The sequence below is a fragment of the Mucilaginibacter lappiensis genome, assembly GCF_900155965.1.
Taxonomy (GTDB): domain Bacteria; phylum Bacteroidota; class Bacteroidia; order Sphingobacteriales; family Sphingobacteriaceae; genus Mucilaginibacter; species Mucilaginibacter lappiensis.
The window spans coordinates 226,369-253,006 of record NZ_FTMG01000008.1 but is presented as its reverse complement, the minus strand read 5'-3'; the positions used below and the strand labels follow the sequence as shown (position 1 = coordinate 253,006).

Below are 26,638 nucleotides of genomic sequence, written 5' to 3'. Positions count from 1 at the left end.
TATTGATTAGTAAGTAGATAGTACAGTATACTTGATACCTGCTGCGGTAAGGTCTTCTATGTTGTTGCCATACCACTTTTGCACAAAGCTTATGTCTATAAAAGCATGTGCCTTTGTCCAGTCAGTTGGGGTATATTGTGGTTCTATCTTTAAGGGAGTAAATACATAATCACCGGTACCGCCCAGCAATTTTATACCATTGGCATAACCTATGGGATTATTCTGCACCTCGTTTTTGATAGGATATGCCCAGCGATCGTTGAGGTTAGAGTAAGTAGTGAGCACGTTAACGCTGCCCGGGTTAGTATGCGGCGGCAGCACAAGATTGCGCGTACGACGCTGTAACACCCATGCTTCGAAGGCTTCATCATCAAAAAAGTTTATCCATTCCTGTATCCATATTTTGGTCAGGTTATCAGCCGGGATACTGGTATTGATAAAACCCAGGTCATAATTGAAACCTTTTCCAGTGGTGCCCCATTTAATGCCGTCCTGTGCCTGATATGCAGCAGCCTGTGCCGGTGTTAATCCCCAAAAGGCGAAATTGGCATTAATGCCCGCATAATAATATTGGTCGGCTGTTTGTGAACCTCCGTAACCTCGCTGGGCTGCTTCGGCCTTCATAAAGCAAACTTCGGCGTAGGTCATCATATAAAACGGCCGGGTGGCAGCCGTCAGCGCCGCTGGTAGTGTACTGAAGTTGACCGGTACCGTAGATCCAGCAAAAGGTGGATTTTGAAGCCCCCATTGGCTTAAAAGCGCAGGCGATTTGGGTTGCCCCAGATGCGGGATAGGATAAATAACTATATAATGCAGGTTATCATTTTTACTTGTCAACGTATCCTGGATATTAAAGGGCGTAGCCGCTTTGTTAAAGTAGGTATCCAAACGCGGATCATGATAGGAACGAAAATAAGTGAACACATAATCGCTCATAACCGGCGTGGCCGTCCCCTGATAAGATGTGCCTTGTACCAGCATCACATTATATGGCGACTGGCTACCCGTAGCGGTACCATAGCTTAGTTTAGGATCGTCTGCATCTGAACTGATCAGGGTACTTTCGTTACCCATCAGCTCCCGTATATTGGTGGCAGCCACATCAGGGAGGTTATTCTGCACAGTTAAAGCTATCCGCAGCCTCAGCGTGTTAGCAAATTTTATCCATTTGGTCATATCGCCATTGTATATCACATCAGGACTAAACTTATCGCCCGAGGTGTTTATAGCCGCGGCATCGGCCTTAAGACGGGTAAGCAACGAGGTATAAATACTATTCTCGTCGTTATACTCCACGTCAGTGTTATCTGTTTTGCCCGCATTATCATAAGGTATCGGGCCGTAACAACCAACCAGGTAGGTATATACATAACATTCCCATATATCGGTGATAGCCATCCGGTTGGTATAGGCCGGATTTCCCTGATATAGTTTTTTAAGCTGACGTGTGGAACCTAATACGTTGGCATAAAACAAAGTCCACGTGGCGCCACCACCGTCGTCCCCACCAATATAGCGGCCAACCGGATCAATCAAATGGGAGTATTCCCAAAGGTAAACCACATTATTGGATTCAAACTTGTTAATGGTATTTACAAAGGCTCCTGTTAAAACAGCTTCTGGCGCTGCCGATGTAAAGCTGGCCGGATTTGTATTGATCTTGGTAAAGTCCTTGGAACAGGATACAGTAAGGGCAATAAGCAATACCGTTGAATATATGATGATCTTTTTCATGATTTATAGCGAAAATTTTAAGTCGACACCATAGGTTGCATAAGGAAGCGATCCACCCACTTCAAGGCCCTGGGCGTTGCCCGAATAGGCGGCAGATTCAGGATCGATACCACGCGGCGTTTTCTGGAAGATTGTCCACAGATTACGCCCAACTAATGATAGCGAAGCCAACCTAAACGGCGTACCCCGGAGTAATCTTGGGGGTAACGAATAGCTCACAATTATCTGGGATAGTTTCACATAAGAGGCATTATAGGTGTACAGATGCGATATGTGGTTGGTTTGTTGCCAATACGTTTGTGGCGAAATGTATTTGGTATTTGGTGCAGATAAATTAGCCACATAATTGCCGTTGGCATCTACAATAGGCTGTCCGTTACTGCCGAGTACGGGATAGTAACCTTGATAAATTGAACCTTTAACCCGTCCGGCCGCCGGATAGGGCAAGTTGTATATGCTCGTTATGCCAGCTTGCTCATTAGCATTTTCGCCCAGTACACCATCGCTGAATAACCAGGCATCCCTGCCGCCCAACGTTTGTGTGGCTACACCCGATATAAAGTAACGATAGCCTGTTCCAGAAAACAGCGAACCACCAATACGGCTCGATACCAGGAAGTTGAATGAAAAATTCTTATATCTAAAGTTTGACCCAAATGACATCAATGCACGCGGACTTGCATAACCAACAATGGGGTTCACTGTAGTAAAATAAGGTATTCCGGTGGTGGGATTGATAATAGCTTTACCATCAGACGAGTAGGCCTGATCCTGCGCTCTGATAACACCTATAGGTTTACCCACCTCGGCGTAAACACCGGCAGTAACGGCTCCGCCCAGGTACACGGATGGTATACCCGGCGTTAAGGATTTAACCAGATTGCGATTGAGCGAAAAGTTATAGGTAGCATCCCAGCTAAAGTTTTTGGTACGAATTGGGGTACCGGTGAGCGTAACTTCTAAACCTTTGTTCTGAATTTCGCCGGCATTTAATATTTGAGTAGAAAAACCAAACTCCGGCGGGGTATTGCCGGTAAGCAATTGATTCACCGTTTTTGATTTATAAACATCCGCATCAATACTTAGTCGGTTATTCATAAAATGCAGTTCCAGACCCAATTCGGTTGAGGTAGTGAGCTCGGGCTTCAGATTCTGGTTTTTCAACTGCGACTCAAACGTCATATAGTTAATACCATTAAAATTGCCTGAGTTTACAAAAGCGTTATACAGGTTATACGGACTTGTGTCATTCCCCACACGGGCTATGGAAGCCCTGATTTTACCAAAATTCAGAAAATTGGGTGATATGGTTTTCCAAAGTTCTGTAAATACAAAACTGGCGCTTGCAGATGGATAAAAGAAGGATGCATTTGCAGATGGTAGTGTTGACGACCAATCGTTTCTACCGGTAAGGTCAAGATAAAGGAAATCCTTATATCCAAAATTAGCGGTACCATATACTGAGTTTACCTGCGATTTCAAAAAAGATTCGTTAGCCGTAATAATACTGGTGGTATTAGCCAAACTACGAACATCATGAACTGCCAGTGATGATGTGCCTGCGCTGGTATTATAGTAATCAGTTTTGCGCAAGTTGCCGCCCACATTGGCTACAATGGAGAAATCAGAGATACGCTTATTATACATGAGCAGCCCCTCCGTATTCCACACCTTATTGTTTTGTTGAAACTCGTTATAAGAACCGTTAATGTTTGACAGGGAGCCTTTTTGAATAAAAGTATACCGGTTACCCCACAATAAGTTACCTGATTCCTGCGCCCGAAACTGCAGATCTTTAAAAATCCTAACAGTAGCTGTTACTCCACCAATTATAGTATTGTGAACGTCTTGATTGCCATTTTCATTAATATCCCAATAAGGATTTTCGATACTACCGTTGCCTCCCCCGTTAAAGGCATTTCCATTGGCATCTTTCCAGGGTATTAAGCTGCTAAGCGGTATACTGGTAACCGCGTTGATCAAATAGTTAAGCGGATTTGCAGGATCTTCATTGCGGTAAGTTCGATTGGTTACCCTCTCCTGTATATATTGTAAACGCGTCTCGATCTTTATAAATGGAGTAAAATCCTTGCTGGCACTTAATTGAAAATTATTCTTAGCTACCTGATTTTGCTTTTGTACCACATCGTTAGCGTCATATCGGGTATAAGAAAAACGGATAGCCGAATTATCAGTAGCATTGCTGAAAGCTACGTTTTGTGACGATGCCCCTCCTACCTTATACAGCCCGGTAACCGTTTCGGGATTGGGCGAGTAGGTAGTTTGTTTACCGTCAAAAGTTAAATAGGGCTGACCTAGCATGGGCACGCCCCAGTTACGTCCTCCGCCTGTACCAGCTTGTATTACACCGGAACCCAACGGCCCCACCAGCGTACCAGACAGTCTACCATTTCCACCTTCGCCATAAACATTTTGAAACTCGGGAAACTGTAATACTCTTGAGGCCATGTAATTACTATTGACAGAAATGCCCATGCCGGCATTTTTTTTACCTTTTTTTGTAGTGACCAAAATGGCGCCGTTGGCCGCTTTTGAACCATACAGGGCCGCTGCATTGGGACCTTTCAGCACTTCGATACTTTCAATATCATCGGGGTTAAGGTCGGCAGCATTATTACCGTAGTCAAGATTACCTACCTGCCCGTTAGAGTCGTTATTGTCTATAGGTACGCCATCAACCACCCACAATGGCTGGTTATTACCCGTAATAGAGTTAGCGCCGCGAATCTGTACCCTGGTTGAACCGGTTGGCTGGCCGCTGGTTGATATCTGTAAACCGGAAACCTTACCGTCAAGCAAGTCGGTAATATTACCCGCGCGAGCCTCTGTCATCTCGTTCACATTTACGCTTTGTTGTGCTACGCCTAATGATTTTTTAGCCCTGGGAATGTTGAGCGCGCTGATCACAACCTCGCTGAGATCTTTAGAATCAGGCAACAGCTTGATGTCAATTATCGTTTTACCAGTAACATTCACGTCCTGGGTCTGGTAACCAACAAATGAAAACACCAGTACATTGCTGCTAAAGCCTCCCAGGTCAAGGGAATAAATACCGTCTTTATCAGACACGGTACGGCGCTGGGTTTGTTTCAGGGTGACCGTAACCCCGGGCAGGGGCGCCCCCACTTCATCGATCACCTTTCCTTTAATAACATGGCTTTGCGCAAAACTGCATAACGCCATCCATGTTAAACATAGAATACATAAAAGTTTCTTCATGCTTAAGATTTAATTGGTTTAAAATTGGACTAATTGGTATCGCTAAATAAACCTTAAACCTTAATGAAACCTTAAACATTCCTTAACCAGCAGAAAAAACAAAACAATATTTAATCAACACAAATCAAAGACAATCAATTAATTATATACAAAAAATAGAATTTCAAAGCTTAATAAAACGCAATAATTTACAATTAACAAGGTCCGGTTAGTGTACCGAATCTGTTGCAATACGTTTATCCTAAATATATTCCTTACGTTGTGATTGTTCGTTTATACTTTTAATTTTGAATAATTATAAATCCTGTAATATCTAAACCAGGTGTAAGGTCATTTTATTTGACCAGGACTTTAAGGAAAAATTTAATAAATCAATTAAAATTGTTAATATAGTTATTAATGAAATTGCCCTCTTATTGCTATAAGTTTACCCTGTTTTGTTTCTTAATAATTATACTTTTCAACTTAAAAGGTTGGGGGCAACAATCCTATGGTTTAGGCTTTTATAGTCATGACGTAGTGGCTGATCAACGTACCAGTCTTGATCTTTTTCCGGGGCAGGGATTCTCACCCGCACAAAACTTCCGGTTATCATTTGAGGTTTCTTTTTTGCCTGATAAAGTTGATTATTTCGGCTACATCTTCCGTATCATTGAAAATGGCAGCCGTAACATTGATCTCATTTACAACAAAAGGGATATGGTAACTGATGCCCCTGATACAGACCACGATCACTTTAAATTAGTAATTGACGACCGTTTTACCAAAATTGGATTTGATATACTACAAAAACAATTGTTAAGTCAATGGAATAAAATAATACTGGAGTTTGACATTGACCATGATCAGCTACTGCTTTATGTTAACGAGCGCAAATATGTTGAACCTTATGCACGTCTAAGTAAAAACGGCATTTATAAATTATGCTTTGGTATTAATAACTATCCTAATTTTAAAACTAACGATGCCCCTCCGTTCAAACTCAGAAATATCAAGATTGATGTTGGCAACCAACCCCGGTTTTACTGGCCCTTAAATGAGGCGCAAGGATCTGTAGCACGTGATATATTAAGCAATCAGCAGAGTACTGTAAATCACCCGCTTTGGGTAAGGTCATTACACCATAACTGGGCTCAGATAAAAACTGTAAAGGCACAGGGCATGGCCAGCATGGCGTTTAACCCCTTAACTGCCGAGGTATACGTAATAGGCAGCGACTCCTTGTGGAGCATATCTGCTAAAAATGGTAAACACACAGCCGCGGCTTACAGCAACGGCAAATTTAATCTTAAACCCAGTAATGAGTCACTATTTAATATATATGACCATAAGCTATATAATTACTATATCGACCACAAAAATGCTACTGTGGCAACTTATAATTTTAATGCCCACACCTGGAGCAGAGATGAACCCTATTTTCCCATCATTGATTACTGGCACTCCAATAATTTTTTCTGTGCAGCCGATACATCTTTATATGTGGTTGCTGGTTACGGGCAGCTTACCTATAAAAATAATGTACAGCGCTACCATATACCTACCGGAAAATGGACCGAGATAACTACCCGAGGCGACAGCTTTTGCCCACGTTACCTGGCTGCCTGCGGCACTACAGACAGCGGCCGTTATGCTTACTTTTTAGGTGGTTATGGCAGTTTAAGCGGTCAGCAAATGTTGAATCCAAAGAATATTTATGACCTGATTAAATACGATGTGAAAAACAGAACCTTTAAAAAGATATACAGCCTTAAAACTCCTGATGAGGACTTTGCCCTGGCCAATTCTATGATCATAGACGAGAAAGCGCAAACCTTTACCGCATTGTCTTTTTCAAATCATAAATATAACGCCTATCTTCAATTGATGATCGGTTCATTAAATCATCCCTCGTACCATACTATCGGTAGTAAAATACCATTTAACTTTTTTGATACACACGCGTTTGCCAATTTATACTATAGTAACTTAACGCAGCAATTTATAGCCGTTACACTGTGCCGTTCGGCCGATAATGTATCAACCGTAAGCGTTTTCACGCTTTCAAGCCCACCCGATGCACAACCGTTGGCCGTAGCCCTGCCAACAAATCAATCAGGCATCAAATATTATATAACCGTATTGTCATTGATCCTTGTAGCTGTGACTGGTTTTGTTTATTACAAACGACGCAAATCTGTATTACAACCAAACGCTTCGATAACAACCGGAAGCGTTAATTCAGAAGGACACTTATCACCTACGAAGCAGCAGCAGGAAATTACCGCAACTGTAAATACTGCAGCAACCCGGCAAAGAACAATCCTGCTTTTTGGTGACCTCAAACTTTATACACTTAAAGGTGATGATATTACCGGCCAATTCACTTCTCTGATAAAAGAACTCTTTTTAGCTATTTTGATTTATAGCTTAAGATCCGGCCGTGGTATAAGCCCCGAAAAACTAATCGAGCTACTTTGGTTTGATAAATCCGAAACTAGTGCCAAAAATAACCGATCGGCTAACTTGTCTAAACTTCGTAGCTTGCTAAATCAAATGGAATATGTGCACCTGTCAAAAGAAACCGGCAATTGGAAAATAGAAATTGACTTTAGCGAGGTTTACGTAGACTATCATAACTACTTGCAGTTAATGGTAAGCCACAAACGGATAGATGAAGAAAAGGTAGCAGCACTGATAGAAATTACACAGCGCGGCGACTTTTTACCGAGTACCGACTATCCCTGGCTTGATCAGATCAAATCTGATTTATCTAACGAAGTCATCGATATCCTCTTGCAATATGCAAGCCAGATCAGCCAGGAACACGACCCGGAAATGCTGATCAAACTGGCTAATTGCATATTTAACTTCGATCCTGTGAATGAGGAAGCAATGACCATGAAGTGCAAGGCTTTATCATTCCTGGGCAAACACTCGCTGGCCAAATCCACCTTCCAGGCTTTTAATAAGGAATACTTAGCCCTATATGGTGAAGAGTTTAAAAAGGATTTTCATTTATTATTACGTCAATAACTCTATTTAATATCTTCCTACTATACAATAGGAAATCTTTTGTGGCAATGATTAATTACTACGTACGGGCATAGTATAACTTAGCGGTTTTTCGTTACGAAGCATTTTGGCGGCTTCACCGGTTAGCCACAAATAATGATCACTGGGTTTGCCGTCCATATCAATAAATTTGGCGGTGTTACTTACTGGTGGTTTATCAGTCACTTTAAAAATAGCAGTACCTTCGTTTACCTCATCAAACATAGCCACATAAAGCATAGATGCCCCGGCTTGCAAAGCGGTTGATATCTGCTGCCAGTAAAAACTTCCGCCCTGCCGTGGTATAGATGCTACAGGTTTTACATCGTCCGGGAATTCATAAGTGCTCAGGTTATGCCAGCTAAAACCAGGATAAACACAGGGCACATATTCTACGTGGTTGGTTTTACACCATTGCATATCACCGATCATCAAGTCGCGATAGCGATCCATATCATTATGCAGCAAAGGCGAAAATCGTTGTACCGTCCATGGCAAAACAATATCAGCCTGCTTAATTACTTCATGTAAAAACGGATCATTCAAACAATCGGCATTCAGATCGCGCCAAAAAGTGGGCACACCCAGCATCACTGCACAACCGCCATAAACAGGATCGTTCTTTAAAAAGTCTATCAGCTTCATGATACCAATATTACGGATGTTATAAGGCCTATCCGGAAAGCCCAGGCCCCAAATGGCTACTATTGGTTTACCGTTGTTATTAAGATACGTTTTATTGCCAGGCTGATTAGTCACCTTTAATGAATCAACCAGATATTTCCAATCAGCTATAATAGCCGAACAATCTTCACCTGTGGCATTAAGGCCCGAAAGATCATACATGATGGCAATGGCCCTGTTATATTTTGAAGCAGCTTCCAGCGCGTTCTTAATCACTACACCGGTTTCGTGGCGTCCACTTACGTTTTTGGTATAGTCCATAAAACGCTGCATAAAAACACCATCAACACCGTACTGCTGCATCCATTTAAAATGAAGGTCAATAGTACTTTTATCATGAGAACTAAATAGCTTGGCGTGGCTCCCATCCGCCAGTTTAAATGGAGTGCTATAGCTATTGGTGTATTCACTTACATCGGGCCAGGCACCAATTCCACAATGGCTCTCCGAGGCAAAATAATGACTAAAGGCAGATCTAGTACCGTCGCCCTCGGCCCTGAACCAGCCCTGATAGCCAGCCATTACCAAACCGTGGTAAGTGGGATAATGGGTTATTTTCGAGTGCTTGTTTTGTGCATAGGCAACTACACTTAACATTAAAAAACATATCACCGCGAAGTGTCTCTTTTTCATAATTGTATGAGGTTTTATTTAGGTTATTTGTTTGTATTCAAAATGCCCATCCGTGATTTCTCACACAGACGGGCATTTTTTTGTTATTACAAAATTCAGGCGCTGATCAATAGCCCGGGTTTTGGGTCCAGCTTGAATTGATGTACATATCATTTTGCGGTATTGGAGCTAAATAGCGCTGGGTTATATCACCTGTAAAATTGATAGGATTTTCATTGCTGGCGCGTGCCGCAATAACCTCAGGCAGCAGCTGCAATCGTACTATATCAAACCAGCGTATGCCAAACTCGCCTGCAAATTCATATGCACGTTCGTTCACTACAGCTTTTTGAAAATCTGTAGCAGATAAACCTGGCTGTAAATTGGGCAAACCAGCTCTTGTTCTTACCTGGTTAATGGCCGAGTAAGCTGCAGCAGATGGACCGCCGGAAGACATAGCCTGCGCTTCTGCATAATCCAGCAATACCAAAGGGTATCTGATAATGTCTGTTGTTTTATTGGTACTTGGGTTGATGGATTGCAGCGTAGTTGCCGTTTCAACAACTCCATCGCCCAACGCAGCCCTGAATTTTTTATAATACGGATGGCCAGCATGTGTTTCGGACGAATTCCAGGGAACCAGTTTAAAAGTAATGTTACTACCAGACCCTTGCCTTAATTTAAGTGTAGTATAAAAAGTAGCGTCTGTACGGTCGCATTTAGGCGCATTCAGGAAGAAGTTTATTTCCGGATAATAATCATCCCAACCGCTTGACCCATCGGCAGCCACTTCATCCAGTGGTACACTTGATGCTCCATAAGTACGGTTTGGTGATCCACCACCCACATTAAACTGCAAACCGAATATAGATTCAGAATTATTGTTAGTTGTAAACACGGATGCATAACTGCTCACTAGATTGTAGCTTCCGTTGCGTATAACGGTATCAGCTTCTGAGGCGGCCAGGGCATAATTAGCCGTTTGCTTAAGTGGCCAGCCCGCCATGGTTAAATAAACATCGGCCAACATAGCCCTTGCCGCCATTTGATTGGCCCTGCCTATCTGTTTAGTATCGCCGTAGTTAACCGGCAGCCAGCTTTTAGCAATCTTCAGATCGCTGACAATCAAATTATAGATATCGTTTACGCTGGCGCGTGGTGGTCTGTCGTTCACAGAGATCAACTTATCAACCAGCGGAACGCCTCCAAAGGTGCGCACCAGGTTGTAATACCCCCAGGCACGTAAAAAGTAAGCCTGCCCTGCTGCCTTGCGTTTTAAGTCATCGGTTGAATTTACCTGTGCGTAATTGGTAATAACATTATTGGCCTGGTAAATGGCAGTCCAGGGGCCGTTCCATTGAGCCAGCATACTGGTATTGGTACTACTTCCGTTTAGCTGATCGAAGGCCCGCATATCACCTTTATTAAGCCCGGGATCAGTGGTTAAATCGTCGGCACCAAAGTATGAAGTGCTTTTATTGGTAAATGCATAAGCACCGTCAACAGCGTACTTAGCATAAATAGATGCTACCGCGGCATCCAGATCGGCCTGGGTTTTGAGGTAATTAACCGGTGTGAGGTTACCTTTTGGATTTTCGACAAGCTGTTTTTTGCAGCTGAATACGGTTGCTGCCAAGAATAATGCTACCGTTATTGAATATCTTGTTTTCATCTTTTTATAATTTATATAGAAAGCAATTGATTAATGTATTACAAAGTGGCTCTTAAGCCCAGAGTGTAGGTTTTAGGGTTAGGTATAACGCCCGTTTCCAAACCTTGCGTAATAGCATTGGTAGAGTTAGAAACCTCGGGATCATAACCAGGGTATTTAGTGATCGTCCAGATATTTTGTCCGCTCACATAAACTTCAACATTTTTAAACCCTGCGCGGCTTAAAACATGGCCAGGTATGGTATAACCCAAGGACAGGTTTTTGAGTTTAATATAGCTTGCATTATAAACAAAACGGCTGCTGTTGATAAAGTTCTGACTTGTGCTGCTGAATGTTGGGTTGTTGGTTTGATTTGTCGGTGTCCAGATATTTAGCGCTGTTGTTGATGTGGCATTGCGGGCGTCACCCAAACCACCTAAGGTATAAGGGATGGTACCGCTGTATATCTGGTTGCCATGTGTTCCCTGGAACATAAAGCTTAAAGTAAAATTACCATAGCTTACATCATTAATAAAGCCGAAGCTGTATTTAGGTGTACCGTTACCAATAGGCATTAAGTCAGCACCGGTATATTTATGGTCGCCGTTCACATCGGTGTATTTAGCGTCACCGGGTTTCATACCAAATTGTGCTGCCTGAGCGGCTTCGCTAGTTTTCCAGGTTCCTAAGAATTGATAACCGTAAAACTCACCCAATGGCATACCTACTTTTAATATAGATACACCGTTTTGTGCCGAGCCAATATTGTTTACGACAATATTGTCGTCGCCACCTAAACTGGTTATCCTGTTTTTATTAAAGGATATGTTAAAATTGGTGGACCAATGTAGTTTACCGGCTAATGGCGTTCCGCCCAAAGCAAACTCAATACCTTTATTGTCCAGGCTACCGATATTAGCCAGATAGGTGCCACCACCATCATAGGAAGGTACTTGCCTGGCGTATAATAAATTGCTGATCTTTTTATGATAAGCGTCAACCGTAAATGTTAAACGTCCTTTAAAAAAAGACATATCTAAACCGGCATCTGTAGTGGTAGTGGTTTCCCACTTCAATGTGTTTGACACAGGTGTACCCAATGGGGTACTAATGGATGATGTTGTGCCATCAAAATAATAAGCCGGACCGCCAGTTACGTACTGCGGTATGGTAGCGTAAGGAGCTACGGCCTGGTTACCGGTTTTACCCCAGCTTGCACGTAATTTGAAGTCAGAGAAAACGTTCCATTTTTCAATAAAACTTTCACGGCCGGCATTCCAGCCTAAAGCCACGGAAGGGAATGTGCTGTATTTTTGAACGAGATGCGATGATCCATCAGAACGTAAACTGACTGTTAACAGGTATTTATCTTTATAGGTATAGTTAACCCTACCCATGAATGACTGCAAGGCATCCTGGTAATAACCTGATGTAGTGAGCTGAGTTGTACCCAGGCCTAAGTTATAGTAGCCCAAAGCGTAAGTTGACAGATTTTTTGATTGTGCGTTAATGTTGGTATTCTGATGGTTTTGGAACTCATATAACGCTGTGACTGTTAACGAATGATTACCCAATTTTTTCTTATAGGTTAAGAAATCACTCGTTTGGTAAGCACGGTATCTGCCGGTAGCTGCAGCTGCGTAGTCGCCACCCACCAAACCTAAACTGGTTTGTAAACCATACAATGTTTGGGTTAATTGCGACTGATTTTCATAGGTGTTATTAGATGTAAGGGTCAGATCATCGGTAATACGATAAGTAAATACACCAGTACCGGTTATATCAGTAGTGCTTACATCAACCTGTTGATTATTGGCCTGCGCCACCGGATTTATCTGATTTGAGGCGTACGGAGATCTTAATACATAGTTACCGCTGGCATCACGCACGGGTGAAGTCGGGTCCCATTGACTGGCTTGTGCAAACGGATCGGTGATATCCCCCTGATAGCCTGTATTGCGACTTTGCGGGAGTAAAGCGGTCAGGTTCACTTTCAAATCCATCCGGTCATTCAGCTTAATGCCCAGGTTGGCACGCAGCGTAGTTCTTTTGTAATACTGGTTGAGGATTAAACCAGGCTGATCAAGATGATTGAATGACACCAGGTAATTCACGTTATCACTACCGCCCGATATATCACCCTGATAGCTCCTGATCCAGGGTTTTTGCTGTACTGCTTTTTGCCAATCGGTTCCTGGATTATTTTTAAAATTGGCCAAATCGGCATCCGAAAACGCGGGTGGATTGCCGGTTGTGGCATACTGTGCATTTAAGGTGCGGGCAAAATCATAAGCATTCATCAGACTAAGCTCTTTGGGGACGCTTGCCTTGCTAAACCAGGTATTGATGTTGATGACAGGCTTGCCTGATTTACCGCTTCTGGTAGTGATGAGTACCACCCCATTGGCGCCGCGTGAGCCATAGATAGCCGTTGCAGAGGCATCTTTTAATATCTCTAGTGACTGAATATCACTCGGACTTATCGATTCAATACTACCTCCGATATAGCCATCTATAACATATAAAGGTTCTGTGGAACCGGTGATGGAGTTAGCTCCACGTATTTTTACACTTAAACCAACACCAGGCTGGCCACTGTTACTGGATACGGTTACACCGGCGGTGGTACCTTGTAAAGCCTGTTCTACTCTAATCAAAGGCCGTTTGGCTATCTCTTTGGCGGTAACCGTGCTGGTAGCACCGGTTACATCTCTTTTTTGTTGAATACCATAACCTACGGCAACCACCTCATTTAAGCCTATAGTTTTTTCGGCTAGGGTGATATCTAATGTGGCCTGGCCGTTCAAAACAACTTTTTGGTCTTCAAAACCCACATAGGTAAACAATAAAGTAGCTCCTGCAGGTGCATCTATTTTAAATACACCACTTACATCTGTTAAGGCCACGGTGCTGCTTCCCTGTATTTTTACCGATACGCCGGGCAGCGGCACGCCTTTGCTATCCTTGACTATACCGCTTATAGGCGCGGCGGTCAGGGCATCTTTATTATCCTTTAGGTGTGTGGCCGCGGCATAGCTGCTCCAAGTAATACAGCATACCAACAGCATACATAAAAATCTTTTCATGCTCTATTGAAAATTTGGGTTATAAAAAATTGGTTTATTTAACTGGGAGTAAATAACCTCTCGGGCATTAATAAAATCTTAATAACAGATTAATATAGCGATAACAGAAAAACACCAAATACAACACACTTAAATTCAAATGCTTACATCAGTAATAAATTCAGGCTCTGCTATAAAAAGGCGCGAGATTATTAACTCAAATTTGGGAGAAACACCTATAAATCATATTATTTGCAGGGTTGAATATAACCCTTGGGATTGAGAGGATCACATACAGGCGTTGTTTGTATGCTCGTAAAAAAATGCCCCTTTTATCAAAACGTAAAAGGGGCACCATTATGAAAATGCAGAATAACCTGATCCGGACACCAGATAAAACATAGAAGCCTAATCTATGGGTATATATAATGTCGCTATTGGCTTAGCATACCTGTTTGAACTACTTTTTGTATAGATCCGTCTTTATTGAAATATAACTTATCGACACAAACTGACCTTAGATTCCCCCGGCCGGAAAGTACACTGTTGTGATAAAAGGCATACCACTGACCTTTATATTCAACTACGGAGCCGTGGCTGGTATCGCAACTTGTTGGGTCCAGATAGACGCCCCCATAAGTCCAGGGTCCCAGCGGACTTTTGCTTGTTGCATAATTTAACCTATTCGCTCCTTTGCCATTTACAGTATTGTTATCTGCATAAGTCAGATAATAAACATTGTTTCTCTTAAATATCCAGGTTGCCTCATGAAAGTCCTTTAATCCTTCCATTGTTTTAAGTGGTTCTGCTATTTCCGTCATGTTACTTTTTAATTTTGTGCCAACACATCTACCCCCGCCCCCATAATAAAAGTAAGCTTGTCCATCGTCATCTACAAACACACAAGGGTCAATCATGGAGCGACTGTCATCACCCAGATCAAGATATCCTTGTGATACGAACCCACTAGCAGGTTGGGTGCTAACGGCAATACCAACCTTCCAGGTTTTATTCCAATCTGTTCCACTAGGATGCGGAAAATAAAAATAATATTTGCCGTTTTTATAGGCACAATCTGGCGCCCACATAAAACCACCTTCTTTCCGGCCCCAGGATACATCATTTGCGTTAAGTATCTCGCCGTGATCTTTCCAATGTACCATATCATCTGTAGAAAACACATGGTATTTATCCATCAGGTCACATCCCCGCGGAGGGTCAACATCATGAGATGGATAAACATACAATCTTCCATCGCTCCAAACATGTGCAGATGGATCGGCTGTATAAATGTTTCGTATAATGGGGTTTTGTCCCCTACCTGCTAATGGAAAAAAGAAATGAATAACCAGGAATAGCCCCGCAAATGTCTGTTTGTTCATTTTCATATTATATAGAATATTACTAGAGTTTAACTTATCAAGCTTGTTTCTGATTCAATTAATTGTATCAGGCCGCCCCACCAATTCACGAGCAAATAACATGCTGACAATTAAAAAAAAGTTAATATTCCCTTAATGTGAAAGATTATTATAAATAAAACACTTCTCAACTTTTACATTCCGGACGATGATCTACATTACAATTGACATTTATTGATGCTAACCTTCTAAAATCTTCAATAAAAGAGCTCGAGAGCTGCGGGTCTGGTCGTCACAAACGGCTTTCAAGACACCGTAAAGGCCGTTTTCTATTTTATCTAATTCTTTAAAGTGTGTTTAAAAGTTAGCGGTCTATACTGGTTTGAACATAACTTATCGCGAAGCCTTATTTCAACGCCTTTTCGTCATCCAGTACAAAACAGTGCTCCCATTGACTCATCCCTATTCTAGGGTAATAGTTTATAGCTTTGGGGGCAGCAAGCAAAATCAGCTTGGCCTGTGGGGTTTCCTTCTTAGTGAGTCTTATCAGTTCTTTGCCAATCCCTTGTTTTTGATAGGCTTCATCAACAGCCAAATCAGACAAATATGTACAATATAAAAAGTCTGTTAATGACCGGGCTACACCCACCAGCGCATCACCATCCCTGGCTGTAACAATCAAGTTTCCGTGTTGGAGCATTTTTTCAATCCGCTCCGGTTCACCCACAGGCCTTCTTTCGCCCAAGGTTGATCTAACCAAAATCTGTATGAATTCTTCTGCTGTTAAATTATTTTCTACTTGATAGGTAATCATATCTTTTGATTTATAGGGTTGTATTATTTATCTGCTCTTTGCCAAATCGTACATCACGATCATTTCAACATTGCTATTTTTTATTGCAGATATAACAAAGGTACCTGCTTACCGGTCCCCTCGTGTGATCCAATCTTAATAAAATAGATAGTCCGGTTTAAATTCTGACTATACGAAAAAACTATTAAATCCCATAAAACATTATTTTAGCACTATGAAAAATGTAATACTTGCCAGTACCTCGGCTTTGTTTGGGGAAGAATACCTGACCTACCTGAAACCATTTATTTCTGACCTGTTTGCTGGATTAAACGAGATCGTGTTTATTCCTTATGCCCGCCCCGGCGGTATCTCACATGATGATTATACGCGGAAAGCAGCAGAGACCTTTGCCGCTTTGGGCATCACTGTAAAAGGGTTGCATACCTTCAACAACCCCTTAAACGCCCTTCAGCATGCCCGGGGAGTTTTCACAGGTGGTGGTAATACCTTTCTGCTCGTTAAACAATTGCATGACCAGGAGCTGATGAATCTGTTGAAAGAAGTAGTAGAAAAAGGGACTCCGTATCTGGGCACCAGTGCAGGGAGTAATATTGGAGGCATCAACATGCAAACCACTAACGATATGCCTATTGTATATCCACCTGATTTTGGCACGATGGGCCTGGTACCATTTAACATTAACGCTCATTATCTTGATCCATCTCCTCAATTGAAGCATAATGGCGAAACCCGTGAAACCCGCATTAAAGAATTCCATACGCAAAACACAATCCCGGTGGTCGGTCTGCGCGAAGGCAGTTGGATCAGGGTAAAAGGCGATATTATAACAACAGAAGGCCTGTTTGATTCCCGGGTATTTGAACAAGGTAAGCCTCCTTATGAAATAAGCCCTGGTACAATGTTATATTTTAATGACTAATAATATCCAACTTGTGAAAATTACAGTCAGGAGGACAGTACCAGACCTTTTATAATTGACGATCTATAATAGCTATCGTGTTTATTTTAATACTCAGGACTGCTTCCGCATGCTTTGTTTAACTTTTTCCCGGTGCTGTTCACCCCAGGCACTTAGTTCGCCTAATACGTTTTTTAAAGTTCGGCTATATCCGGTTGCTTCATAAATAATGCTTACCGGTGTAGTTGGGTATACATTACGTTTGATAAAGTCATTTAACTCCAGATCTTTTAACTCTTTAGCTAATACTTTGGCAGATATACCAGTGAGCTCCTGCTGGATCTCGTTAAAACGTTTGGAGGATTGCACCAGGGAAAGAATCAAAGCTAGTTTCCATTTTCCATTAAGTACATACAGCGCATCAATGACGTTTTTGAGCGAGCCGGCACAAGCCTCTTTGTCTGGAAGGTTCTCATCTTTAATCACTTTCATAACGCAAAGGTAATCACTTACCCCAATGTAAGCGGTTACCTTTGGGTAAGTACTCACTTTTCACCGGTTGGTAACCATAGTTTTGCCTTTGAAAAATAATCAAGTAAATACTATGACACACATCCTTCATTTAAAATCAAGTATACAGGGTTCGGCATCGCACAGTATTAAGCTGGGTAACGCTATTGTTGAAAAGATTCAAGACAAATATCCGAACAGTACCGTAGAAGAATTGAACCTGGTCGATATCGAAATTCCGCATTTAAATCCTGCCGTCCTGCGCGCTATGTTTACGCCTAAAGATCAGCTAAGCGAAGCAGATAAAGAATCCGTTCGCCTTTCTGACAAGTTGGTTAAACAGCTATTCGGTGCAAACATCATTGTCATTGGTGCGCCATTGATCAACTTTACCATCCATTCGGCATTAAAGGCATGGATCGATCATATTACCCGGGCCGGGATCACTTTTGGTTACGGTGAAAGTGGCCCCATTGGCAAGATCACGGGAAAAAAGGTTTATGTTGCCATGTCTTCCGGAGGTATTTATTCAGAAGGGCCAGGCAAAGCCAATGATTTTGTTGCGCCTTATTTGAAGGCATTCCTTGGCTTTTTAGGTATGACCGACCTAACCGTATTACGTGCAGAAGGGCTAAAAGTACCTGGCGTTAAGGAATACGCAATGGAAAGAGCGATAGACAGTATAAAAATCGATTAAAATCTATCCTAAGATTTGTTCAATATTTTGGAAACATTAAGCAAACTTAAAAATTTCATTGACATACACCCTATTTAGAGACTAAGGATGCCTATATTATTTCAATTGTAATTAAAGATCAATAGAAGCCAATTTCTTCAAATCACTTACAAAGGTGTTCGAGAACTGCAGTCGGACACCGTCACAAAAGACCACAAATCAGATTTAACACCTGGTTTGTGGTCTTTTTGCCCTAAGATAATCGGGATTTTCTGCTAAAAAAGTTAAATCAGACCCTGCCTGTATTGAGCCGGTGTCAGGCTGGTTACCGCTTTGAAAATTTTGATGAAGTGACTAGGATTTAAATATCCTACCTGGTAACCCACTTCTTTTACGCCCAAATCGGTATAACGCAGTAATCGCCGCGCTTCCAGAATGCAATGTTCCTGTATAGCTTCAGTAGCTGACCTGCCTGTGATCCGTTTAACGGTATCGTTCAGATGCGCTGTGGTAATATTTAACTTTTCAGCATACACAGAGGGTTTCTTCCAGTCTTTAAAATGTTTATAAAGCAGGTGTAAAAATTGCTGCTTAATCAGCGTAGGCCTACTTTTCTTATTTTTAGTTTTAACTTCTACTCCTGCTATATTACCGATAATAATATACAGTAGCCCTATGAGTAAAGCCGTTATGGCATTTTGGGATGTAATCAATGGTTTGTTGTACAGCTGACTAATCGCAACAAACAAGCTGTTTATTTGCTCTAACCAGACAACAGGAACGTTGCTGAAAGAAGGGGTTTGATTTTGCCAATCCTTTTCTAATATGCTCCTGGTTTCTTCACTGATCAACGCTGTGTCAAAACTGATCGTCCAGCCAGATAAATGAGTTTGCGGCATTAATTGATGTACTTGTTCTGGAAAGATCATTAGCAAACAGGGTGCGCTGAATTCGTGATCTTCAAAATCAATAATGGCTTTTAATTTACCTTCCCAAAGCGCTACCAGCATATAGTGATCATCTCGATGTGCAAATCCGGTGTGGTGTTCCCCAGGGGCCTTTTGGTTAAGGTCAAGATTTTTCAGGGCGATGCCTTTTATATTGCTCCCAGATATGCCGAACTCGGGAATTTGCCTATTGATTTTATTAGCCATAGTGTTATCAATTAATTCTGTGATTTGAGGTACAATACCAGCGATTTAATCTATATATGGTATACAAATCCACTTTTCTTTGTATAAAATTAATAAAAAAAATAAAAGCGATGGAAAATTCAAATGAATTAACTGAAACTATGATAAAGAAATTACGGGTTGTGGTTGCTGGTGGAGGTCTGGTAGGTTTAACTGTCGGTATAGCGCTTAAACGTATGGGGGCTGATGTTATAGTTTGCGAACAGGCCGCAGAGATCAGGGCGGCTGGGGCATCTATAGGTTTGTGGAAAAATGCGCTGGATGTACTTGAAGACCTGGGAATGGGCCAACAAATGCGCAATGTGGGTACACCAATAGAGGCTTGGTTTTATAACGCTGCCGGTCACCGGTTCAAGGCCGAAGGATTTGGCGCGGAAGATCACTCCTTTGTATTATATCCGCGGCCTCAACTCAATAATATACTGGCAGCGGCAATGGGTCAGGATAATATTAATCTTAAAGCACGTGTTGTCGGTTTTGAAGAAAGCGCTGATGAGGTTAAAGTATTATTGGAGAATGGCGAACATATCTTAGCTGACCTGCTTATCGGTGCAGACGGCGTGTATTCCAAAGTGCGGAATCAATTGTTACCCAACTATACTGCCCAGGAGCATAAAGGGCATCATGTATGGAGGGCTTTGCTTCCATCTGGTGATGAGCCCGCAGTTGGGAGTGTACTTACTGTTGGACATGAACGAACCCGGGGCGGTTATTTTCAAACATATGGTAATGAAACTACCTGGATGATCAATCAATTTGATAGTGTAGAGCCCACCGGATCAAAAAAAGAAGAAGCCTTAAAACGTGCAGCCCTGATGAATGATAATGGCTGGGGCGATGCTTTAATAAAATTGATCGGGCGCACGCCTGAAGAAATGATCCTGCACAACCAGATCATGTTTGTTCCGCCACTGCCTTCCTGGGTGTCACAGCGTGTAGCCCTGATTGGTGATGCGGCCCACGGTCTATCACCGCATATATCAGCTGGTGGGACCCTGGGTATAGAAGACGTAATTGTCCTCACTAAGGCATTAAAAGCAAACTCTTCTTTAACCACTGCATTAAAAGTGTACGAAGCCAACCGCATACCTCATTATAACAAGGTAAGGCAATTATCGTGGAACGTAGAGATAGCCCGGGATGCCAAAGATTATGCCCGCGAATATGCAACGTTCAGTCACTGGATGCTTAATGATGGTTATAAGGAATCAAGATCATAAAAATTAAAACAAATGGAAACACTATTGAAAAACAGCAAAGCGATTATACGCTGCTTTAACAAAAAAGTAATTAAAGAAGGCAACGCCAGAGTTTTCCAGGATATTAAACATTAAAACGATGCGAAAAAACATTGATGTCAACCTCATTCTGGACTTAGTCAGAGGGTTGGGTGATAACTTTCTAATAGATTTCAAAACCAAACCATTACCGATAAACATGGCCGATTTACGCGAGCTTAGCCGAGATATGGATACTCGCTTTCAACAAGAACTTAAGTTGAAGCTTGAATTAGCATATCCGCAAATTGAATGGCCGGAAGAAGAAACAGAAACCGCACAGCAATTAAAGCCCTTAGCTATTCCCCAATACTGGGTATGTGATGTGATAGATGGTGCTGTTCAATATGTTCAGCATCTATCAGGTTGGACAGTCAATCTTACTTTGATCAAAAATGGAGAAGTTGATTTTTCCGTCATTTACGATCCGATATTAAAAGAAACATTTTGGGCAAAATCTGGAGAGGGGGCGTTTATGAACGGCGAACGTATTGTGCCCAACAAAAAGAAAAATCTTAATGAAATGCTTGCCGTTTGGGAATATACACACCATAAGAAAGATGAATATCACATCTATCATAAAATGGGAAAAAGTGTCACCAATTTATTGGAGCAATTCCTTTGTGTTCGAAATTATGGTCCGCATGCCTTACAACTGGCCTATGTTGGCACAGGCCGGATTGATTTATTTCTCCAGGAGGATTTAGATACCACAAACTGGCTTGCGGGTTTATTTATAGCCAAAGAAGCTGGCGCCGAAATATTAACTACCGATGGTAAACCGTGGCAATATGGGAGCACGAATTTAATGGTTGCACCTAAAGGTGTTGGTCAGCAATTTTTAATGACCATTAACGAATTCAATAATTTAAAATCATGAATATCACTATTATAGGAGCAACTTCCGGTGTCGGATTAAGCTGCGTTAAAAAAGCTTTGGCAAAAGGCCATAAGGTTACCGCATTATCTCCCAGAGCGCAACAACTCCTTCAAGATGAGCCAATGCTCACAAAAATAAATGGCTCCGCCACCTCGCTGGCCGACTTAAAAGAGGCTATTAAAAATGCAGATGCTATTTTAGTATGTATTAATACTAAGAAAAAAAAAGGGACTACCCTATTTTCGGAAATGGCAAACGTTGTTATCCCTGCTATGGAAGAGATTTGTCCGGACGCTGTGATATTAGTTATATCTGGTTTCGGTGTGGGTAACAGTAGGCCTTATTTAGGCTTTTTTATGAAGTTAATTATTAACCTCTTATTAAAAGACCAGTATGATGACAAGGCAGTAATGGAAAGTTTATTTGCTAGAAGTAAATTAAAATGGGAAATGGTCAGACCAGGAATTTTGTCTGATGCATCGCCGACAGGAAAATATCAGATATTCCCCAGCCTATTTAAAAAGATGAAGATTGGAAAGATTACGAAAGATGATTTAGCTGATTTTATGATTAAAGAAGCTGGCGAGAAAAAGTTCTTACTAAAAACGCCTGCGATTACTCAATCTATATAATAGTTGGTGTCGAAAGATCACCAAAGGAAGTATTCTCAACCGGATACTTCCTATTTTTAGGAACTCAATAAATTGATTAGCCGCCGCCTAATTTTCCATATATTATTATAGCTATTGATCAGTTTGATGGTTATTCATTTTAGGGTATTTTCCACTTTGATACCAGGGTTTCTGTGGCCGATTTGCGGGGAACCCGTATTTTTCACGATAGGCTTTGCGTTCAGCAGTAAAATGCCACCAGTGTTTGCTGTCGTCGCGGTTTTCAATATAATGTACCAGCAAACGGTATGAGTCCTCCACGCAAGGATCAGCCCAGGCACCGCAATACTGTTCAAAAGCATCAAAAAGTTCCACGGCAGCTCTTCCTTTGAGTTCTGCCAGCGTATAATATCCCTGGCTAATGAGCTCTTCTGCAAAGTTAATACCAAGCGATGGTATGCTTTGAAATTCCGCAAGCGCGTTTAATTCCCGGGCGCGTTGAGATGAGGCCTCCAACAGGGTAGCGATCTCGTCAGGCGCATAGTCCTGTAATAGCTTTTGGCTTACCTTTTTAGTTTTAAGCATTTGCTTTTCTGCCGGGGTCAATCGATAGTTAATCGTCTTTTTCATAGCCTTTCTACATAATTGATGATAAAATTAGCCAGCTGTTCTTGTTCTTCGATAGATAACAGGTCGCCATCATAGATCCAATATCCCTGTTCATCAAATAATATGCAGCCCAGGCTATCAGGCTTTTCTTCAAAAGCGGTATACAACTGATAACATTGGGCTACTTTACCAGGCGGATAGCCGGGTACTACCCTTACGATTTCGTCGGGGCCATTGATGCGCTTTACAAAAGCTTTAGCCTCCCTGGTCAGATAGCTATGTGTGATCATTTTTAAGGATTATAACTTTTTTCAAAGATATATAAAATACTAATATTTTTAGTATTAACTTTACGATCCATTATTTAATATGCCAGAAACTAAAGCAGATATCATTAGCCTCTTATGCAAAAATCTTTCTAACAGAAAGCGATTTCATGTAGCATGAATTCTATTGATAATGTTATTATTGTAAATGAATGAACTTAATCCCGCGATGCAACTGGCCGTCGATTACCTGGAATCAACCAATACGGTTATTTTTCTTACAGGTAAGGCGGGCACTGGTAAAACTACTTTCCTGCAAAACCTAAAGCATACCTCCAAAAAGAAGCTGGCTGTGGCGGCGCCTACGGGTGTAGCGGCGATTAATGCGGGTGGGATGACAATCCATTCCTTATTTCAATTGCCATTCGGACCGCTTTTACCCGGCGGAAATGATCGGCCAGATACTCATTATAGCCAGGAAAAGAAGGAACTGCTGAATAACCTGGAACTGCTGATCATTGACGAGATCAGTATGGTACGGCCGGACGTACTGGATCAGATTGACCTGATATTACGAAATATTAAAGAATCGCCCCATCCTTTCGGTGGTGTACAGCTATTATTGATCGGGGATCTTTCACAACTGAGCCCCATCATCCGGGATGAAGAATGGACATTGTTAAGCCGTTATTATGCAACGCCTTATTTTTTTAGTGCACTGGCCATGCAAAAGGCATCTTATGTCCGCATCGAACTAAACCACATCTACCGTCAAAAGGAACAATCCTTTGTTGATATCCTGAATGAAGTCCGAAACCAACAGATCAGTAAGGAAAGTTTAACTTTATTGAATGCACGATACGTACCTGACTTTAGGCCAGCTGCCAATGACCCGTACATTACACTGACCACGCACAACAGTATTGCCCAACAGGTAAATACCGAATTTCTGGAAGCTTTGCAGGGACAGGAATTTGAATTTGCAGCCACCATACGTGGTGATTTTCCTAAAGATGCTTATCCTACCGAAACCAGGCTCAAACTCAAGATCGGCGCGCAGGTGATGTTTGTAAAGAATGACGGCTCGGCAGAAAAACTGTATTATAATGGCAAGATTGGTACAGTTAGCCGCATCGAGGGTAATACCGTGTTTGTTCAATGTGGCCTGGAAAATAAAGAGCTTTTGGTAGAAACCACAGAATGGACAAATGTGAAGTACCAACTGGATGGTGAGGCTATCAATGAAAGTAATGCCGGCAGTTTTGCGCAGATCCCCCTAAAACTGGCCTGGGCTATCACTATCCATAAAAGCCAGGGATTAACCTTCGACAAAGCTATTATTGATGTAAGTGAAGCCTTTGCATCCGGGCAAGCCTATGTGGCGCTGAGCCGTTGCCGTACTTTATCGGGTATGGTTTTACGTAATCCTATCAGTGCCCATAATATTATTGGCGACCCGGCAGTTATTCGCTTTAACGAGCAGGCTGCTTTGGTTACACCTGATGCACACACACTTCAACGCGACCAGCTGTTATATGAAACATATTTGCTCGGCGAATTATTTAATTTCGGTGTGTTGCAAACCAGGCTCAAAGGTTTTGAAATGGTGCTTCCCGATCTGGAGAAAGACATTATCAGTGTTGCTGCTAAGTTCACCAAACAGCTCAAGGTAGAACGGAGCATACAGGCCGCTGTTTATTTTCTCGATAAACTAACTGCCGCTACCGAAAGCTTGCATCAACAATTACCAGGCCTGATCGGGCTATCGAAAGAATTAGCTAAAAAGGCGGATCAGCTTATTGTTTGGTTAATGAACCGTATCCGGCTGATGGAATATTTTGCGCAAGTTCCTTTTACAACAGCCTCTTATCTGGAAAAAACCAAAGACAAAGCTAAAACTCATGACCGCTCCTACTTGAAGGCACTGAACGCCCCACCCAATGAAAAACTGTACGAACAGATATTGGAGTGGCGCGAAAAAGCAGCGGTTAAAGAAAATGTTATGCCCAATATGGTACTTTCAGAGAAGGCCGCAGCCGCAATTGCAGAAAAACTACCGGATACACTTAAAGCGCTGAGCACCATCAAAGGAATCGGTGTACAAAAGGCAACACAATATGGACCGGACCTGATCAGTCTGATCCGTGCCTACCAAAATGAATTACAAAGCCCCGGAACAGAACAGGTGAGTTTGTTTTAAGCCCCCGGTTACTTCCCCAAAAGAAATACTTGGATATACCCTTTTACCTATAACAAAACAAAAAAAGAGGCTGTCCCCGAACTTTCGAGACAACCTCTTTACAATTATTTTCAGTAATAAGTTATTATCCGCCAACCTTCGCTACCAAAGTAGCAGGTATAGCTTTTTTATTTACAACTACCGATATGGTATTTATTGCAAAGTAAGGAACACTCACATATATATATCCGCCAAAAGGGCCTGCTCCTTTACCCCATGAATTTTTAACTAAAAAGTATTCGTTGCCTTTGCTGTCTTTGGCAAGAGCGGTTATTTGCATCAGGTGATCATCCTGGGTAACCTGTCTGTCAAACAAATCCTGACGAATTTCAGCTGTTGGAGTTTTCTCTGTAAAAGTTGCAAAATCTTTTGACTCGTCATCCTTATCAACCCATTTAGCAAACCCTTTTTTCATCTGGAAGCCTTTGTTACTCACATCTGCATCCCAAGCAACTGTGTAGCCTTGCAGCACAGCCGCTTTAACGCTTTTTATAAACTCATCAAGCGGTAAATTATAAAACATGTTACTGTTATAATTATCAGGAACCTCAATAGCAAAAGTAGTATTATAAGGATGATGCTGGAAAGACGTTAAACCAATGTAGCCAGAAAGTTTAAGCGGTACAAATTGCTCCGCGTAAGTTTTTGGAGTATAAGTTTTTCCATTGTAGGTAAAAGTTGCCGGTGGTTCCCCAAGGTAGCTGTTCAAAATTGATTTATAGTTAACTTTCCAGGATGCAGGAATGGTATCAGGGTTATTTTTTAATAAATCATCCAGATAGGCTTTCAATTTAGTTTCCATTTGCCCGTCGTGATTCAATACCGTATCGCGGCCAACACCTGGATAAATTTCTTGTGGCACAGAACCAAAGTTATCGGCAGCAAACATCACATCCTGTTGTATGCCACCTTCGGTAAACCGGGTATTACCACGCCTACGGATGTATTTTTCGGCTTTATCTATGTATAAATTATATACGGTGTAAACTTCAGATAAGTCTGGGTCTTTGTCTTTTTTAGAAAGCATTTCACTTTCAACAAGCGATGTGGTGGCAAAACACCAGCAAGTACCGGAATTGCCCTGATTTTTAACCGGAGTTGCCTGGTTGTTTTTAATAATTGTAAATTCTGGTTTTGGAGTAGCCAGATTAAGTTTAGTATTGGGTTCTTGCGAAAATGCCCCCAAGGACACAGCAGAAAGTACCAGAATTGAAGCTATTTGTTTCATGCTCTTTTTAGTAAAAGAATAAATGTATTAAACAATTCAGTTATAAAGAAACTA

General features: G+C 41.7%; 19 protein-coding genes. 7 read left to right on the top strand and 12 right to left on the bottom strand.

The annotated features are described in order from the left end of the window. Positions 1-6: 6 nt before the first annotated feature. On the bottom strand, positions 7-1,734 hold the full coding sequence (locus BW976_RS16655; RefSeq protein ID WP_076374451.1) for a SusD/RagB family nutrient-binding outer membrane lipoprotein: 1,728 nt from the start codon (positions 1,732-1,734) through the stop codon (positions 7-9). A gap of 3 nt (positions 1,735-1,737) precedes the next feature. Beyond that, a complete protein-coding gene (locus BW976_RS16650; RefSeq protein ID WP_084192228.1) occupies positions 1,738-4,974 on the bottom strand; it encodes a SusC/RagA family TonB-linked outer membrane protein in 3,237 nt (1,078 codons plus the stop codon). A gap of 399 nt (positions 4,975-5,373) precedes the next feature. On the opposite strand from BW976_RS16650, the gene BW976_RS16645 reads away from it, so the two are divergent. Beyond that, complete coding sequence (locus BW976_RS16645; RefSeq protein ID WP_076374447.1) at positions 5,374-7,989, top strand: hypothetical protein; 2,616 nt, start codon at positions 5,374-5,376, stop codon at positions 7,987-7,989. Positions 7,990-8,040: 51 nt separating this feature from the next. Here BW976_RS16645 and BW976_RS16640 read toward each other — a convergent pair whose 3' ends face one another. The 5 genes from BW976_RS16640 to BW976_RS16620 form a co-directional block, all read right to left on the bottom strand. Next, on the bottom strand, positions 8,041-9,324 hold the full coding sequence (locus BW976_RS16640; RefSeq protein WP_076374445.1) for a glycoside hydrolase family 99 protein: 1,284 nt from the start codon (positions 9,322-9,324) through the stop codon (positions 8,041-8,043). Between the two features lie 106 nt (positions 9,325-9,430). After that, a complete protein-coding gene (locus BW976_RS16635) occupies positions 9,431-10,975 on the bottom strand; it encodes a RagB/SusD family nutrient uptake outer membrane protein (RefSeq protein WP_076374443.1) in 1,545 nt (514 codons plus the stop codon). Between the two features lie 38 nt (positions 10,976-11,013). Continuing rightward, on the bottom strand, positions 11,014-14,040 hold the full coding sequence (locus tag BW976_RS16630; RefSeq protein WP_076374441.1) for a SusC/RagA family TonB-linked outer membrane protein: 3,027 nt from the start codon (positions 14,038-14,040) through the stop codon (positions 11,014-11,016). A gap of 413 nt (positions 14,041-14,453) precedes the next feature. After that, a complete protein-coding gene (locus BW976_RS16625) occupies positions 14,454-15,401 on the bottom strand; it encodes a family 43 glycosylhydrolase (RefSeq protein ID WP_084192237.1) in 948 nt (315 codons plus the stop codon). Between the two features lie 385 nt (positions 15,402-15,786). After that, positions 15,787-16,194 carry a GNAT family N-acetyltransferase gene (locus BW976_RS16620; protein WP_076374440.1) on the bottom strand — a complete coding sequence of 136 codons (408 nt, stop codon included), beginning with the start codon at positions 16,192-16,194 and terminating at the stop codon, positions 15,787-15,789. Between the two features lie 214 nt (positions 16,195-16,408). Between BW976_RS16620 and pepE the strand changes: the two genes are divergently transcribed. Continuing rightward, positions 16,409-17,116, top strand: coding sequence for a dipeptidase PepE (gene pepE / locus BW976_RS16615; RefSeq protein ID WP_076374439.1), 708 nt, complete (start codon positions 16,409-16,411; stop codon positions 17,114-17,116). 93 nt (positions 17,117-17,209) lie between these two features. Here the strand turns inward: pepE and BW976_RS16610 are convergent, their stop codons facing one another. Beyond that, complete coding sequence (locus BW976_RS16610; protein ID WP_076374438.1) at positions 17,210-17,587, bottom strand: winged helix-turn-helix transcriptional regulator; 378 nt, start codon at positions 17,585-17,587, stop codon at positions 17,210-17,212. Positions 17,588-17,699: 112 nt separating this feature from the next. Between BW976_RS16610 and BW976_RS16605 the strand changes: the two genes are divergently transcribed. Further along, positions 17,700-18,302, top strand: a complete 603-nt coding sequence (locus BW976_RS16605; protein WP_076374437.1) for an FMN-dependent NADH-azoreductase — start codon at positions 17,700-17,702, stop codon at positions 18,300-18,302. A gap of 263 nt (positions 18,303-18,565) precedes the next feature. Here the strand turns inward: BW976_RS16605 and BW976_RS16600 are convergent, their stop codons facing one another. Continuing rightward, positions 18,566-19,435: a helix-turn-helix domain-containing protein gene (locus tag BW976_RS16600; protein ID WP_076374436.1), complete on the bottom strand. Its 870-nt coding sequence runs from the start codon at positions 19,433-19,435 to the stop codon at positions 18,566-18,568. A 110-nt stretch (positions 19,436-19,545) separates the two neighbouring features. Here BW976_RS16600 and BW976_RS16595 point away from each other — a divergent pair, with 110 nt between their 5' ends. The 3 genes from BW976_RS16595 (at position 19,546) to BW976_RS16585 (ending at position 22,263) form a co-directional block, all read left to right on the top strand. Then, the gene (locus BW976_RS16595) at positions 19,546-20,694 is read left to right on the top strand and encodes an FAD-dependent monooxygenase (RefSeq protein WP_217696265.1); all 1,149 of its coding nucleotides are present in this window, start codon (positions 19,546-19,548) and stop codon (positions 20,692-20,694) included. Between the two features lie 118 nt (positions 20,695-20,812). Beyond that, the gene (locus BW976_RS16590) at positions 20,813-21,631 is read left to right on the top strand and encodes an inositol monophosphatase family protein (protein ID WP_076374435.1); all 819 of its coding nucleotides are present in this window, start codon (positions 20,813-20,815) and stop codon (positions 21,629-21,631) included. Next, on the top strand, positions 21,628-22,263 hold the full coding sequence (locus tag BW976_RS16585) for an NAD(P)-dependent oxidoreductase (RefSeq protein ID WP_076374434.1): 636 nt from the start codon (positions 21,628-21,630) through the stop codon (positions 22,261-22,263). Before BW976_RS16590 ends, BW976_RS16585 begins: the two co-directional genes overlap by 4 nt. A gap of 111 nt (positions 22,264-22,374) precedes the next feature. Here BW976_RS16585 and BW976_RS16580 read toward each other — a convergent pair whose 3' ends face one another. Both BW976_RS16580 and BW976_RS16575 read right to left on the bottom strand, forming a co-directional pair. Continuing rightward, positions 22,375-22,872 (bottom strand): helix-hairpin-helix domain-containing protein, encoded by a 498-nt coding sequence (locus BW976_RS16580; RefSeq protein WP_076374433.1) that lies wholly within the window; start codon positions 22,870-22,872, stop codon positions 22,375-22,377. Continuing rightward, a complete protein-coding gene (locus tag BW976_RS16575; RefSeq protein ID WP_076374432.1) occupies positions 22,869-23,141 on the bottom strand; it encodes a hypothetical protein in 273 nt (90 codons plus the stop codon). Before BW976_RS16575 ends, BW976_RS16580 begins: the two co-directional genes overlap by 4 nt. Before the next feature lie 184 nt (positions 23,142-23,325). Here BW976_RS16575 and BW976_RS16570 point away from each other — a divergent pair, with 184 nt between their 5' ends. Further along, positions 23,326-25,317: an HRDC domain-containing protein gene (locus tag BW976_RS16570; protein WP_076374431.1), complete on the top strand. Its 1,992-nt coding sequence runs from the start codon at positions 23,326-23,328 to the stop codon at positions 25,315-25,317. A 124-nt stretch (positions 25,318-25,441) separates the two neighbouring features. On the opposite strand, the gene BW976_RS16565 is transcribed toward BW976_RS16570, so the two are convergent. After that, positions 25,442-26,584 carry a C1 family peptidase gene (locus BW976_RS16565; protein ID WP_076374430.1) on the bottom strand — a complete coding sequence of 381 codons (1,143 nt, stop codon included), beginning with the start codon at positions 26,582-26,584 and terminating at the stop codon, positions 25,442-25,444. Positions 26,585-26,638 lie beyond the last annotated feature (54 nt).